The sequence below is a fragment of the Burkholderia sp. SRS-25 genome (assembly GCF_004343765.1).
GTDB classification, from domain to species: domain Bacteria; phylum Pseudomonadota; class Gammaproteobacteria; order Burkholderiales; family Burkholderiaceae; genus Burkholderia; species Burkholderia contaminans.
The window spans coordinates 69,184-82,436 of record NZ_PTXM01000023.1 but is presented as its reverse complement, the minus strand read 5'-3'; the positions used below and the strand labels follow the sequence as shown (position 1 = coordinate 82,436).

The following is a 13,253-nucleotide window of genomic DNA, read 5'->3' as shown; positions in this document are numbered from 1 at the left end:
CGAAGCGGGCGCGCGCCGTACGTGCGCCCGTCAATCCATCGCCGCGTGCGCGATCTCGACGCTCGCCGTTTTCTGCGGCGGGCGGATCAGCAGCAACAGCGGAATCATCAGCAGCGTCGCGACGAACATCAGCTTGAAGTCGTTCAGGTACGCGATCATCGACGCCTGCTGGTTGATCGTGCGGTCGAGCAGCGCGATGTCGAGGCGGCTGCCGGTCATCGCCTGCACCGCCGGGTTGAACGGCGTGATGTGAGTCGCGAGGTCGGCATGCGCGACCTGCGTGTTGCGCGTCATCAGCGTCTGCACGATCGAGATGCCGATACTGCTGCCGATGTTGCGCATCAGGCTGTAGGTGGCCGTGCCGTCAGCGCGCAGATCGGGCGGCAGCGTCGAGAACGACAGCGCGCTCAGCGGCACGAACACGAGCCCCAGCCCGAAGCCCTGCACCACGCCGGGCCACACGATGTCCGCTTCGGACAGCACGACCGTGTACTGCATCATCTGCCAGAGCGCGAGCGCGGAAATCGACAGCCCCGCGAGCAGCAGCATCCGCGCATCCACGTATTTCAGCAGCCTGCCGACGAACAGCATCGCGATCATCGTGCCGGCGCCGCTTGGCGCGGTGACGAGGCCCGTCGTCGCGACCGGGTAGCCCATCAGGTTCTGCAGCATCGGCGGCAGCAGCGCGCGTGTCGCGTACAGCACCGCGCCGACCACGAAGATGAACAGCGTGCCGGTGGCGAAGTTCGGGTCTCGCAGCAGTTCCGACTTGAAGAACGACGCCTTGCCGACGGTCGCCGTATGCACGAGGAAGAACGCGAAGCTGAGCGCCGCGACGATCGCCTCGATGCGGACCTCGTACGAGCCGAACCAGTCGAGCTGTTCGCCGCGGTCGAGCATGGCCTGGAACGCACCGATCGCGAGCGCGAGCGTCGCGAAGCCGAACGCGTCGAACTTCACGTGCGGGCGCGGCGCGCGTGCGGGCAGGAAGGTCATCACGCCGGCGAGCGCGAACGCTCCGATCGGCACGTTGATGAAGAACACCCAGCGCCAGTTGTAGCTGTCGGTGAGCCAGCCGCCTAGCGTCGGGCCGAGGATCGGGCCGACCATCACGCCCATCCCCCAGATCGCCATCGCCTGGCCTTGTTTCTCGCGCGGATTGATGTCGAGCAGGATCGACTGCGACAGCGGCACCAGCGCGGCGCCGAACACGCCCTGCAGCAGGCGCGCGCCGACGATCTGCACGAGCGTCTCCGACAGCCCGCATAGCGCCGACGCAACCGTGAAGCCCGCGATCGACACGATCAGCAGCCGTTTCACGCTGAGCCGGTCGGACAGCCAGCCGGTGAGCGGGGTCGCGATCGCCGCGGCGACGATATACGAGGTCAGCACCCACGTGATCTCGTCCTGCGACGCGGACAGCGTGCCCTGCATGTGCGGCAGTGCAACGTTCGCGATCGTGCTGTCGAGGGTCTGGATCAGCGTGGCGAGCATGATCGACAAGGTCAGCATCGGCCGGTTCAGCGCGGGCGAGGCGGGGGCATCGGCGGCGGGGTTCAAGCGGTGTCTCCGTGGGGCGGTCGCCGTGGGCGGCGATCCGGTATGACTTGAATTATAAGCACGCTTATTATATATCCGCTTATCGCCTGGGCATTGTCGGCTTGACCCCTATAATCGCCGCATGGACAAGACTTACGAGAACCGGATCGGCTATCTGATCGCCGACGTTGCCCGCCTGAACGGACGCCTGTTCGACCGGCGCGCGAAGCGCATCGGGCTGACACGGGCGCAAAGCCGCGTGCTCGCGTACCTGACGTGGAAGGGCGAGATGAATCAGGCGCGGCTCGCCGAATGGCTCGAGATCGCGCCGATCTCGCTTACGCGGTTGCTTGACCGGATGGAAAGCTACGGCTGGATCGAGCGCATCGCGAACGACGACGATCGCCGCGCATTCGTGATCCGGCTGACCGACAAGTCGCGCGAGATCTTTCCGCAGATGCTCGAAGTGGGCGACACCGTCGCCGACGACGGGCTGCGCGGCTTCACGCCCGACGAGCGCGATACGCTGGTGCGGCTGCTCGGGCGTGTACGCCACAACCTGATCGACTGCGGCGGGGAATGATGTGGGCCGCCATTCGGGCGGCCCGGATGAACGACCAGAAAACACCGGGCGGCAGCGCGCGAGCACGCCGCGTTTGCCCCCATGCCGGCACGCGGCGTTGTCATTGCCGTTGCGCTGGTGCCGATGCCCGGCGTGGCCTTCGTCCGGCTGGCACAGGACGAGTGCCCGCTGGGCTCGACAAAGCGCTTGCGTGGGTGTCGATGTCGGCTCGGTCGAGCCGACGCCAGTTGTTAGGGCCTTGTGGAGTTCATGTGCTCAACGGGCCAGCGCCGCGAGCGTGTACGCCGCAAGATAGAGCCCCATTCCGTACGACAGATGCGTGACGACGCTGCGCCGGCGCGCGACGCCCGGCTGCGGTGTGCGCGACGCCGCGATGCCGAGACCGAGCGCCGGCTGCATCACAAAGAACGGGGCGGCGACGCTCGCGAGCCCGGCGACGAGTGCCGGCAGCGGCGTCGGCGCGTCGATCCACGCGTGGCCGGCGATCAGGGGAGGCAGCGCCGCGAACGCGATGCCGATCGCGTAATGGGCGACCCAGCCGAGCGCGCGTTCGCCGGGAACGGGTGCCGAGGCGACGATCGACGCATGCCGGAACCGGCCATGCATCATGTGACCGATCCAGCGGCCGACCAGCGCATAGTCGAGCGACGGAATGCCGAATGCACGCCGCCGGAACAGCGTCCACAGATCCATCACGAGCGTGGCGCCCGAGCCGATCAGCAGCAGGTCGAGCAGGATGGCGGGCAGGCTCATCGCGTCCCTCCACAGAGAAGGGAACAGGCTGCGCCGTGCAGCGGAATACAGCGGGGTCTCAACGGTTTCATGGCAGTCCGGGCTTGTCTTCATGGAGTCGAACGACTATCTTGCAACTTCAAGTTCACTTGAGGTCAAGCATGAGCCGGCTGGACATTGCAGAGGTGGCGCGACGCTCGGGATTGCCCGCGTCGACGCTGCGCTATTACGAGGAAAAAGGGCTGATCGTGCCGATCGGCCGCCACGGGCTGCGGCGGCAGTACGACGAGTCGGTGCTGGAGCGCCTGGCGCTGATCGCACTGGGCCGCGAGGCCGGCTTTTCGCTCGACGACATCCTTGTGATGGTCGGCACGGACGGCCTGCCTGCGATCGATCGCGCGAAGCTCGACGGCAAGGCCGACGAACTCGACCGCACGATCCGCCGGCTCGGCGCCGTGCGCGATGCGTTGCGGCATGCGGCCGTGTGCCCGGCATCGAACCATCTCGAATGCCCGTCGTTCCAGAAGCTGCTGCGCATCGCCGCGCATCGCCACCCGGCCCGCCGGACGAAGACGGAAGGCGCGTAGGCGGCGAGCGGGCATTGGCGGGTTGGTGTGGCGGCAGGGTGGTGCGCCGAGCCATTCCTTGCCGGACATCCAAAACAGGGGCAACGGGGTTGCGTGTGTGGATTTTGCTTGTGTTTCCTGCCGCGTATGCGGCATCGAGGGTCGCGCCGCATTACGGGGTGCTCGCCGGGCTCGCGACGATGGCCGTCGTGATGGTGACGCCGCAAGTGCTGCTGGCGTTGGGAATCGATTGGGTGACACGGCGGCGCGGGGGCATTGAACCGCCTGTCATGACCGCTCCACCTGTACCGACCGATGATCGGGAGGACGAACTGGCTGACGAGCCCGACGACCTGCACGATGTGCCGCTTCGATACGGCGAGCAGGTACGATTCAAACAACTGGTGCTGATTGCCGACGCCGCGCGGTCCGAAGTGACGCGCAGTTTCTACGACAAGGCGAAGCGGACGATCGAAGCCTATGTGGACGTCGAGACGGGGCGTGACGGTTCGGGGGCGGCGATGGTGTCGGCGGCCGAGCCGGCCAAGGAAGACGCCCCGTACGTCGTGCTGCCGGACGAAATGCTGACCGTGTTCGCGTCGAACGACGGCGCGTGGTCGGGGTTCCGCGTCGGCGACGACACCTTCCGGTTTCGCCACGGCGCAATCACGAGAATGCAGCTCACGCACGTGATTCCGGTTCGCTGGAAGGGCGGCTACATGGTGAAGTTCTGGTTCGACGTACCGAAACGGAACAGTAAAGACGATTGCGGGCCGCATTCGACCTGGTTCTATCTCGCGGCAGACTATTCCGGCCGCCGATCACGCACGCTCACGCATGCATGTCGCGAGATCGCGTCGGTGCTCGGCGTGGCGTTCGACTTCGACAAAACCGGCGACGACTGATTTATCCCGCGTAGTACACGCGGCATTCCCGCTCGCGCCCGCGCACGATGCGCTTGCCGACGAGCGAGCCGTACGTTTCGGTGAAGACGGTGCGCTGGTGTTCGCACTGCAGGGCGTCGTAGAAATAGAGCGAGACCCAGTCCGTCGGGCGGGAAGCCTCCGGCGTGCGCATCGCGGCATGCAGGCACAGCGCGGTGAAATGCCAGCCGCCCTTGGTCATATGCATGACGGGCAGCGGCACGTAGTCGTCCGCATTGGGGCGCCGATGCGCGGTGACGCGTTGCACGAAGCCAGGCGTCGGCAACACGCCGGCGGCGGCCTTGTTGCGGTACAGGCGGTCGATGTAGAGCAGGAGTTCGACGGGCGGCTCGGTGCCGGGGCCGGCGTCCTGCACGTGGCCCTGCCAGCGCCGGCGGCGGCTCAGCACGTCGTCGAGCGCGGTGCGGATGCCGGCCGCGCGCCGCGGGCCGACGCCCGAGATCGTTTCGAGCTGGCCGGTGCGGGCCGCGCGTTCGAGTTCCTCGAGCGTATCGATATGCAGCAGGTCGTGAATGCGCAGCGCGAGCGCGTGGCCGATGCCCGGGACCGCTTCGAACGCGGAGGTGCGTTCGGCGTCGCCGCACAGCCGGTCGAGCTGGCGCCAGCGCCCCGTCACCAGCAGCTCGGCAATCGCCTGGGCGACGCCCGTGCCGATCTCGGGCAGCATCCCGAGCGCATCGACGCCGCCGGATTCGAACAGGGTGCGGATGTCGAGGTCGAGCGCATCGACCGTCTCGGCAGACGCGCGGTATGCGGCGACCCGGTACGGATTCGCGCCCTGGTCAGCCAGCCGCTGCGCCGCCTCGCGCAGGCAGGCCGCGATATGCCGGTTTTCCTCGTACGTTTGGCTGGCGCTCGTCTGCATGGCGAGGGACCTGGGGAAGCACAAACGGAATGGACACGGCGAGCAATGCGCCGGTCGGCTGTTCATCATTGTCGCGACACGCGACGAAGAAAACTTGACGCACGTCAATGGCAAACGTAGCACAGGTTCGAAGCGCACGGTCGTGCCGGAAAGCGGCACGACCGTGCGTCGCGTGATGCGATCAAGCGTCGAGGAACGACTGCGCGTTTTCTGCCTCGGCTGCCGTGCGCAACGTGGCGAGCGCCCGTTTCTCGATCTGCCGCACGCGTTCGCGCGACATGCCTGCGTCCTGCGCGATCGCGTCGTAGGTATCGGGCTCGGCGCCGCCGAGGCCGAACCGCCGGCGCAGCACGTCGGCCTCGGCCGGCGTGACCGACCGGAGCAGCGACCTCACGCACTCGCGCATCCGCGTGTCGGCCAGTTGCTCGAACGGGCTGGCCGACGCCTGGTCCTCGATCAGCTCCACGAGGCCGGTGTCGGCGTCGGGCAGCGGCGTGTCGAGCGATACGGGCTCCGCAGGCAGCGCGAGCACCGCGCGCAGCTTGTCCTCGTCGAGGCCGGTTTCGGCCGCGAGGTCGGCCGGCGTCGCCCTGCGGCCCGTGCGCTGGCGAAACCGCAGCGCATGCCGCTGCACGCGCTGGTACTGGTCGCCGACGTGCACGGGCACGCGGATCGTGCGGGCGCGATCCGCGACCGCGCGCGCGATCGCCTGGCGGATCCACCAGGTCGCATAGGTCGAGAACTTGAACCCGCGCCGGTATTCGAATTTCTCGATCGCGCGCATCAGGCCGAGGCTGCCGTCCTGCACGAGATCGGGCAGGTCGACGCCGCGGTTCATGTACTTGCGCGCGATCGACAGCACGAGCCGCAGGTTCGCCTCGAGCATCGCGCGCGTGGCGTCGCGCACTTTCTGCTGGCCGTCTGCAAGCGCGGCGGCGAGCGCCCGCCGCGCGACCGTGTCGAAGCAGGCGGCTTCGCCCGCCACGGCGCGATGCGGCGCGGACACGAGCGTGCGCACGACGCCGCTTGCGTCGTCGACGGCCGGTGCGATCCACGCGATCGAGCCGAGCAGGGCGGCGACGTGGTTGCGTGCGTCACGGTATTCGTCCGAACGGTAGCCGTGTGCGTGCAACGCGCCGCGCAAGGCCGCGACGGCCGCCTGCAACGCGTCGTAGCTGGCCGGCGCAGGCGTGTCGCCGGCGTCGTCATCGGACGACCCGGCTGCGCCGGTCGAAGCCGTTGCGCGATGACGTGCAAGCAGCGCGTCCACCGCTGCCGGATAGCCGGCGAGCGCGTGCAGGATCTGGTGACGGCCCGTCTCGATCTCGCGCGCCAGCACGATTTCGCCTTCGCGCGTGAGCAGCGGCACCGCCTGCATGCGGCGCATGTAGAGGGCGAGCGGATCGGTCGACGCGCTCGTGCCGCGTGCGAGGTCGCCGAGCATCGCGCGGCCTTCGTCGAGCGCATCGCGATCGACGTCGACAGGCGCCGAACCGGCGAACGGCGCAGGCGCGGGCGGCTCGTCGAGCACGGCGATGCCGATGTCGGCGAGCGCGGCGCGCACGACGTCGAGCGCGTCGGGGCTGTCGCTTTCGGGCGGCAGCGCGTCGACGAGGTCGGCGTGGGTCAGATAACCCTGTTCGCCGGCGAGCGCCAGCAACTGGATGATCGGATCGAGCGGCGTGTCCGCCCGGGGAGTGGGGCGTGGCGTAGTCATGTCGATGGCGGCGTGAGCCGCGTTCCTGTCTGGGCGGGCCGAAGTCCGCTGGTTTCGGGCCGCCGGTTGTTCGCGAACCCCGTCCGCGCCGGCCAGCCTGACATCGTTCAAGTTGAGGGCATTTGTGCGAACTTCAACGCGGGCGTGGCAGACGTGCCAGCACGCGGCGTGCCCGAGCCCCGTCCGGTGCAGGAAACAAAAAGTAACCGATCATATCGAGCGGAAATCTGCAGGGGACGTAAGCTAGAGTCAGGCGCGCGCCTGGGGGCGATGCGCGGATTCTGCCGGAGCAACAGATGACCCCGTTTCCTGCCGCGAGGTGTGCGGTATTCGCATTGACGACGCTGGCGCTCGGCGGCTGTTATTACACGAGTCCGTATGGCTATGCGCCTTACTACGCGCCGGCGCCGGCCACGCTGACGCAGCGCGAGATCCCCGTCACGCCGGCTGCACCGGCCACCGCTTCGCCGGGCCCGGCTGCGGCGGTGGTCGAGCCGGCTCCCGTCTACGTCGCGCCGGCCTATCCGCCGCCGTATCCCTACCCCTATCCGTATCCGTACTACGCCCCCGCGTATTACCCGGGCTGGTACGGCTGGGGCGCACCGGCTATCTCGGTCGGCTTCTGGGGCGGATGGGGCGGTGGCTGGCGCGGACACGGCGGGTACTGGCATCGTCCGTGGGGCGGCGGCCACTGGGGTGGCGGCTGGGGCGGGCATCGGCATTGACCGGCGCGCGGGGGCACCGCGCGGGAGAGCATCATGAGCATGAGGAATACGATCGTTCGCGGCCTGTGCGTCGCCTTGCTCGGCGCGGCGGCCGCGCCGGGCATTGCGCAGGCGCAGAGCACCGGCTACACGAACTCGCCGGCCGAGCTGTTCGCCGGGCCGGCGCCCGACTATCCGGTGGTCGCGCAGATTCCGCCGGGCACCGCGCTGGACGTGTTCGGCTGCCTGAGCGACTACACGTGGTGCGACGTCGCGCTGCCGGGCGTGCGCGGCTGGATCGACGCGCAACTGATCGACTATCCGTACCAGGGCGGTTACGCGCCGCTGCTCGAATATGGCGCGATCATCGGCGTGCCGATCACGGGGTTCGCGATCGGCGCGTACTGGGATCGCTACTATCGTCACCGGCCGTGGTTCCATGACCGCGATCGGTGGGAGCACCGCGCGGAACCGCGGCTCGGGCCGGGCGGCAGGCCGCCGGGGCAGGGGCGCCCGCAACCGGGCGGGCCGCCGCAGGCCGCACCGGGCGGCCCGCCGCCCGTGCATGACGCGCGGCCGTCCGCTGCACGCGGCGGCGGTCCGGAAGAATTCCGTCACTGACGATGCCGGCGCTTTCTACCGGCGCCGGACGAAAAAAAGCCGCTCCGGAGAGCGGCTTCTGGGTGGGCGAGCGGGCGGTCGTACGGCCCGCGGCCCGACCGGCTGCGCGTTGCCGGCAGCCGGTCGGGCTACCCCTGTCAGTCGTCGAGCAGCGACAGGTCGCGCACGGCACCCTTGTCGGCGGACATGACCAGCTTCGCGTAGGCCTTCAGCGCAGCGGACACCTTGCGCGGACGCGGCTGCGCCGGCTTCCAGCCCTTGGCGTTCTGCTCTTCGCGGCGGCGCGCCAGTTCCTCGTCCGACACCAGCACGTCGATCGTGCGGTTCGGGATGTCGATGCGGATCTTGTCGCCGTCGCGCACGAGGCCGATCGCACCGCCCGCTGCCGCTTCCGGCGAGCAGTGGCCGATCGACAGGCCCGACGTGCCGCCCGAGAAGCGGCCGTCCGTCAGCAGCGCGCAGGCCTTGCCGAGGCCCTTCGACTTGATGTAGCTGGTCGGGTAGAGCATTTCCTGCATGCCGGGGCCGCCCTTCGGGCCTTCGTAGCGCACGATCACCACGTCGCCGGCCTTGACCTTGTCGTTCAGGATGTTTTCGACTGCCTCATCCTGCGATTCGGTTACGTGAGCCGTGCCTTCGAACACGAGGATGCTCTCGTCGACGCCGGCCGTCTTCACCACGCAGCCGTCGAGCGCGATATTGCCCGTCAGCACGGCGAGGCCGCCTTCCTTCGAGAACGCATGCTCGTACGAGCGGATGCAGCCTTCGGCGCGATCGAGGTCGAGGCTCGGCCAGCGCGTGTTCTGGCTGAACGCGACCTGCGTCGGGATGCCGGCCGGGCCGGCCTGGTAGAACGTGCGGACTGCGTCGTCCTGCGTGCGGACGATGTCCCACTGGTCGAGAGCGTCCTTCAGCGTCGGCGTATGCACGGTCGGCACGTCGGTGTGCAGCTTGCCGGCGCGGTCGAGCTCGCCGAGGATCGCCATGATGCCGCCTGCGCGGTGCACGTCCTCGATGTGGTACTTGTTCGTGTTCGGCGCGACCTTGCACAGCTGCGGCACGACGCGCGACAGTCGGTCGATGTCCTTCATCGTGAAGTCGATGCCGGCTTCCTGCGCGATCGCCAGCAGGTGCAGGATCGTGTTGGTCGAGCCGCCCATCGCGATGTCGAGCGTCATTGCGTTCTCGAACGCCTTGAAGCCCACCGAGCGCGGCAGCACGCGTTCGTCGTCCTGCTCGTAGTGCTGGCGGGTGAGTTCGACGATGCGACGGCCGGCGCGCTTGAACAGTTGCTCGCGGTCGGCGTGCGTGGCCACCACCGTGCCGTTGCCGGGCAGCGACAGGCCGAGCGCTTCGGTCAGGCAGTTCATCGAGTTCGCGGTGAACATGCCCGAGCACGAACCGCAGGTCGGGCAGGCCGAGCGCTCGACTTCGGCGACTTCCGCGTCGGAATACGACGGGTCGACCGCGATCACCATCGCGTCGACGAGGTCGAGCTTCTTCACTTCGATGGCCTTGGTGACCGGGTTCGCAAGGCGCGTCTTGCCCGCTTCCATCGGGCCGCCCGACACGAAGATCACCGGGATGTTGAGGCGCATCGCGGCCATCAGCATCCCCGGCGTGATCTTGTCGCAGTTCGAGATGCAGACCATCGCGTCCGCGCAGTGCGCGTTCACCATGTATTCGACCGAGTCGGCGATGATGTCGCGGCTCGGCAGCGAATACAGCATGCCGTCATGGCCCATCGCGATGCCGTCGTCGACCGCGATCGTGTTGAATTCCTTCGCGACGCCGCCGGCAGCCTCGATCTCGCGCGCGACGAGCTGGCCGAGATCCTTCAGGTGCACGTGCCCGGGTACGAACTGGGTGAACGAGTTGACGACCGCGATGATCGGCTTCGAGAAATCGTCGTCTTTCATGCCGGTGGCGCGCCAGAGCGAGCGCGCACCTGCCATGTTGCGGCCGGCGGTGGAGGTTTTGGAACGGTAAGTGGGCATGGTCGTTGCTGAAGAAATATCGCGGGAAAAGGGTGGAGGCACGGGGAATAAAGGCCTCTCTCGCGCCCGTGCGAACAACCTCTTGAGCTGCGCCTTGGGCAAACTCCGTGATTATCCCACAGCCGCCGGGCGGGCGGCGCCGGCGGGCAAGGCCGACCGGCGCGGGTGGGGCGCGGCGGGCAGCGCGTGGGCGCACGAGCCGAAAGAACCGAGCAAAGCGAACAAAGCGCGGCGCGAAGACGAAATGGCGGGAACACGCGAAGCCGGAAGCCGGCCATCGCCAGCGGAGCCCGGCAGCGGCTTCATCGCCCGTCTTGCCGACGACGAAGCCGTGCCGCTCGATCGCGCGTCAGTCGAGCAGCGTCAGGATCTCGTCGTACAGCGCCTTCGGGATCCGCACGCCGTTCGCGATGCTGCGCGCGCGGGCGTCGAAGCGGCGTTGCGACGGCAGCCGCGCACCCTGCGCGACGATCGATTCGAACATCCGTTCGCCGCGCGCGAGCCCCGTGTCGAGATCGTCGCCGAGGAACACCTTCGGGTCGAACGCGATCACGAGCTCGCCGTGGCACGGCGTCGCCCCGACGCCTTCGTCGAAGTCCATCGATTCCCGGCTCGTCATGTCGCCGATCAGCGCACCGCCGAGCAGTTCGACCATCGCCGCGAGCGCCGAACCCTTGTGGCCGCCGAATGTGCGCATCGCGCCCTGCAGCGCGGCTTTCGGATCGGTGGTCGGCCGGCCGTCGGCATCGATGGCCCATTCCGGCGGGATCGCCTTGCCTTGCTTCGCGTGCAGCTCGATGTCGCCGCGCGCGATCGCGCTCGTCGCGAAATCGAACACGAACGGCACGCCGCCCGGGCGCGGCCACGCGAACGCGATCGGGTTCGTGCCGAACACCGGCTCGCGGCCGCCTTCCGGCGCGACCCAGCTGTGGCTCGGGTTCATCGCGATGCCGACCAGCCCTTCGGCCGCGATCGCCTCGACCTCGGGCCACAGCGCGGAGAAGTGGTAGCAGTGGTTGATCGTCATCGCGGCGATGCCGTGCTGCGTGGCCATCTCGACGAGCACCGGCAGCCCTGTCTCGAAGCTCAGCAGCGAAAAGCCGCGATGTGCGTCGACCGAGACGATCGACGACGACAGCCGGCGCAGCGTCGGCACGGCTTGCGGATCGACCTTGCCCTTCTTCAGCGAACGCACGCATACGAGCAGCCGGTACACGCCGTGCGAATGGCATTCGTCGCGCTGGCCCTGCGTGATCACGTTGGCGATGGCCCGCGCATGCGCATTGGACATCCCGTTGTGCGTCAGCACGCGCAGCGCGAGCGCGTGGACTTCGTCGAGCGACAGGACGATTTCGGCGATCGGCTCAGACATGGTTCGCCTCCCGCGGCGCGGGCACGCCGTCGATACGTTGCGGCACGTTCAGCGGATTGCCGCTGCGGATCGCTTCCGGCAGCAGCGCGTCCGGCAGGTCCTGATACGACACGGGACGCAGGAAGCGCTCGATCGCGCGCGCGCCGACGGAGGTCGTGCGCGTGTCGGACGTCGCCGGAAACGGGCCGCCATGCACCATCGCATGGCCGACCTCGACGCCCGTGCCGAAGCCGTTGACGAGAATGCGGCCGGCCTTGCGCTCGAGCAGCGGGCGCAGCGCGGCGAACAGCGGCGCGTCGCCGTCGGCAAGGTGCGCGGCGATCGTCAACTGGCCCTCGAGCGACTTCAGCACGCGATGCAGCGTGTCGGCGTCCGGGCAGCGCACGATCAGCGAAGCGGGGCCGAACACTTCGTCGCGCAATTCGGGGTGCGTGATGAACGCCTCGGCCGAGGTCGCCAGCAGCGCCGCGCGGGCCTGCAGGCGATTGCCTTCGGCGCCTTGCGCGAGCAGCTCGACGGCAGCGTGACCGCGAAGCGCCGCGACGCCCTGTTCGTAGCTGGCATGGATGTGCGGCGTCAGCATCGTTTGCGCGGGCGCGGCACGCACCGCAGCGGCGGCCGCTTCCTCGAACGCGCGCAGCGCGGGCCCGTCGACGGCGAGCACGAGGCCCGGATTCGTGCAGAACTGCCCGGCGCCGAGCGTGAGCGACGCGACGAACTGCGGCGCGATCGCATCGTGGCGCGCGTCGAGCGCGGCGGGAAACAGCAGCACGGGATTGATCGAGCTCATTTCCGCATAGACCGGAATCGGCTCGGGGCGGGCGGCGGCGATGTGCATCAGTGCGACGCCGCCGCGACGCGAGCCGGTGAAGCCGACCGCCTTGATGCGCGGATCGGCGACCAGCGTCTGGCCGATCTCGCGCGACGCGTCGAACAGCAGCGAGAACACGCCGGCCGGCATCCCGCTTTCACGCGCGGCCTGCTGGATCGCGCGGCCGACGAGCGCCGACGTGCCAGGGTGCGCCGAATGCGCCTTGACGATCACCGGGCAGCCGGCCGCGAGCGCCGAGGCGGTATCGCCGCCGGCGACCGAGAACGCGAGCGGAAAGTTCGACGCACCGAACACGGCCACGGGCCCGACCGCGACGTTGCGCAGGCGCAGGTCGACGCGCGGCAGCGGCTTGCGCTCGGGGCGCGCCGGATCGATCCGCGCGTCGAGAAAACCGCCGTCGCGCACGAGCGACGCGAACAGCGCGAGCTGGCCGACCGTGCGGCCACGCTCGCCTTCGATGCGGGCGCGCGGCAGGCCCGTTTCGATGACGCAGCGCTCGATCAGTTCGTCGCCGAGCGCCATGATGTGGCGGCCGATTGCGTCGAGAAACGCGGCGCGGGCTTCAAGCGACGTTTCGCGATACGTGTCGAAGGCGTCGTCGGCGAGCGCGCAGGCCGTCTCCAGGTCGTGCAGGCTCGCGCCGCCGAAGGCGGGTTCGAGCCGTTCGCCGGTGGCGGCGGCGATCGCGTGGAGGGTGCCGTTCTGTCCGGCGACGGCGGACTGGCCGATCAGGAGATGACCTGTAAGTTGCATGGTTTTCCTCGGAAAAAGCAGGAGCCGG

Annotated in this window: 11 protein-coding genes and 1 pseudogene; 5 read left to right on the top strand and 7 right to left on the bottom strand. The window is 68.7% G+C overall.

What is annotated here, in order from left to right:
- Positions 1-30: 30 nt before the first annotated feature.
- Complete coding sequence (locus C5O79_RS29750) at positions 31-1,560, bottom strand: DHA2 family efflux MFS transporter permease subunit (protein ID WP_131932007.1); 1,530 nt, start codon at positions 1,558-1,560, stop codon at positions 31-33.
- Positions 1,561-1,681: 121 nt separating this feature from the next.
- On the opposite strand from C5O79_RS29750, the gene C5O79_RS29745 reads away from it, so the two are divergent.
- Positions 1,682-2,122, top strand: a complete 441-nt coding sequence (locus C5O79_RS29745) for a MarR family transcriptional regulator (RefSeq protein ID WP_047850156.1) — start codon at positions 1,682-1,684, stop codon at positions 2,120-2,122.
- A 255-nt stretch (positions 2,123-2,377) separates the two neighbouring features.
- Here the strand turns inward: C5O79_RS29745 and C5O79_RS29740 are convergent, their stop codons facing one another.
- Positions 2,378-2,875: a DUF2938 domain-containing protein gene (locus tag C5O79_RS29740; RefSeq protein ID WP_122475554.1), complete on the bottom strand. Its 498-nt coding sequence runs from the start codon at positions 2,873-2,875 to the stop codon at positions 2,378-2,380.
- Positions 2,876-3,015: 140 nt separating this feature from the next.
- Here C5O79_RS29740 and C5O79_RS29735 point away from each other — a divergent pair, with 140 nt between their 5' ends.
- Positions 3,016-3,441 carry a helix-turn-helix domain-containing protein gene (locus C5O79_RS29735; protein WP_122475556.1) on the top strand — a complete coding sequence of 142 codons (426 nt, stop codon included), beginning with the start codon at positions 3,016-3,018 and terminating at the stop codon, positions 3,439-3,441.
- The gene (locus C5O79_RS29730) at positions 3,363-4,325 is read left to right on the top strand and encodes a hypothetical protein (protein WP_131932005.1); all 963 of its coding nucleotides are present in this window, start codon (positions 3,363-3,365) and stop codon (positions 4,323-4,325) included. Before C5O79_RS29735 ends, C5O79_RS29730 begins: the two co-directional genes overlap by 79 nt.
- Before the next feature lies 1 nt (position 4,326).
- Here C5O79_RS29730 and C5O79_RS29725 read toward each other — a convergent pair whose 3' ends face one another.
- Together C5O79_RS29725 and C5O79_RS29720 are read right to left on the bottom strand one after the other, a co-directional pair.
- Complete coding sequence (locus C5O79_RS29725) at positions 4,327-5,229, bottom strand: helix-hairpin-helix domain-containing protein (RefSeq protein WP_046547578.1); 903 nt, start codon at positions 5,227-5,229, stop codon at positions 4,327-4,329.
- 181 nt (positions 5,230-5,410) lie between these two features.
- Positions 5,411-6,946: a sigma-70 family RNA polymerase sigma factor gene (locus C5O79_RS29720; protein WP_131932003.1), complete on the bottom strand. Its 1,536-nt coding sequence runs from the start codon at positions 6,944-6,946 to the stop codon at positions 5,411-5,413.
- Positions 6,947-7,242: 296 nt separating this feature from the next.
- Between C5O79_RS29720 and C5O79_RS29715 the strand changes: the two genes are divergently transcribed.
- The gene (locus tag C5O79_RS29715; protein WP_122475564.1) at positions 7,243-7,671 is read left to right on the top strand and encodes a hypothetical protein; all 429 of its coding nucleotides are present in this window, start codon (positions 7,243-7,245) and stop codon (positions 7,669-7,671) included.
- Between the two features lie 39 nt (positions 7,672-7,710).
- Positions 7,711-8,247 (top strand): annotated as a pseudogene (locus C5O79_RS29710) (SH3 domain-containing protein); the annotation flags it as partial.
- Positions 8,248-8,408: 161 nt separating this feature from the next.
- Here C5O79_RS29710 and ilvD read toward each other — a convergent pair.
- The 3 genes from ilvD to C5O79_RS29695 form a co-directional block, all read right to left on the bottom strand.
- Entirely contained in the window at positions 8,409-10,268 is a 1,860-nt protein-coding gene (ilvD, locus tag C5O79_RS29705; protein WP_039357091.1) for a dihydroxy-acid dehydratase, read from the bottom strand.
- A 349-nt stretch (positions 10,269-10,617) separates the two neighbouring features.
- Positions 10,618-11,640 (bottom strand): Ldh family oxidoreductase, encoded by a 1,023-nt coding sequence (locus C5O79_RS29700; RefSeq protein ID WP_046547581.1) that lies wholly within the window; start codon positions 11,638-11,640, stop codon positions 10,618-10,620.
- Positions 11,633-13,225, bottom strand: a complete 1,593-nt coding sequence (locus tag C5O79_RS29695) for an aldehyde dehydrogenase (NADP(+)) (protein WP_131932001.1) — start codon at positions 13,223-13,225, stop codon at positions 11,633-11,635. The genes C5O79_RS29700 and C5O79_RS29695 overlap by 8 nt, the downstream gene beginning before the upstream one ends.
- Between the last annotated feature and the right edge of the window lie 28 nt (positions 13,226-13,253).

Bases quoted from the DNA above. Each gene is read 5' to 3' on its own strand.
- C5O79_RS29745 (WP_047850156.1), top strand. From the start codon at position 1,682: ATGGACAAGACTTACGAGAACCGGATCGGCTATCTGATCGCCGACGTT.
- C5O79_RS29740 (WP_122475554.1), bottom strand. From the start codon at position 2,875: ATGAGCCTGCCCGCCATCCTGCTCGACCTGCTGCTGATCGGCTCGGGC.
- C5O79_RS29735 (WP_122475556.1), top strand. From the start codon at position 3,016: ATGAGCCGGCTGGACATTGCAGAGGTGGCGCGACGCTCGGGATTGCCC.
- C5O79_RS29730 (WP_131932005.1), top strand. From the start codon at position 3,363: ATGCCCGTCGTTCCAGAAGCTGCTGCGCATCGCCGCGCATCGCCACCC.
- C5O79_RS29725 (WP_046547578.1), bottom strand. From the start codon at position 5,229: ATGCAGACGAGCGCCAGCCAAACGTACGAGGAAAACCGGCATATCGCG.
- C5O79_RS29720 (WP_131932003.1), bottom strand. From the start codon at position 6,946: ATGACTACGCCACGCCCCACTCCCCGGGCGGACACGCCGCTCGATCCG.
- C5O79_RS29715 (WP_122475564.1), top strand. From the start codon at position 7,243: ATGACCCCGTTTCCTGCCGCGAGGTGTGCGGTATTCGCATTGACGACG.
- ilvD (WP_039357091.1), bottom strand. From the start codon at position 10,268: ATGCCCACTTACCGTTCCAAAACCTCCACCGCCGGCCGCAACATGGCA.
- C5O79_RS29700 (WP_046547581.1), bottom strand. From the start codon at position 11,640: ATGTCTGAGCCGATCGCCGAAATCGTCCTGTCGCTCGACGAAGTCCAC.
- C5O79_RS29695 (WP_131932001.1), bottom strand. From the start codon at position 13,225: ATGCAACTTACAGGTCATCTCCTGATCGGCCAGTCCGCCGTCGCCGGA.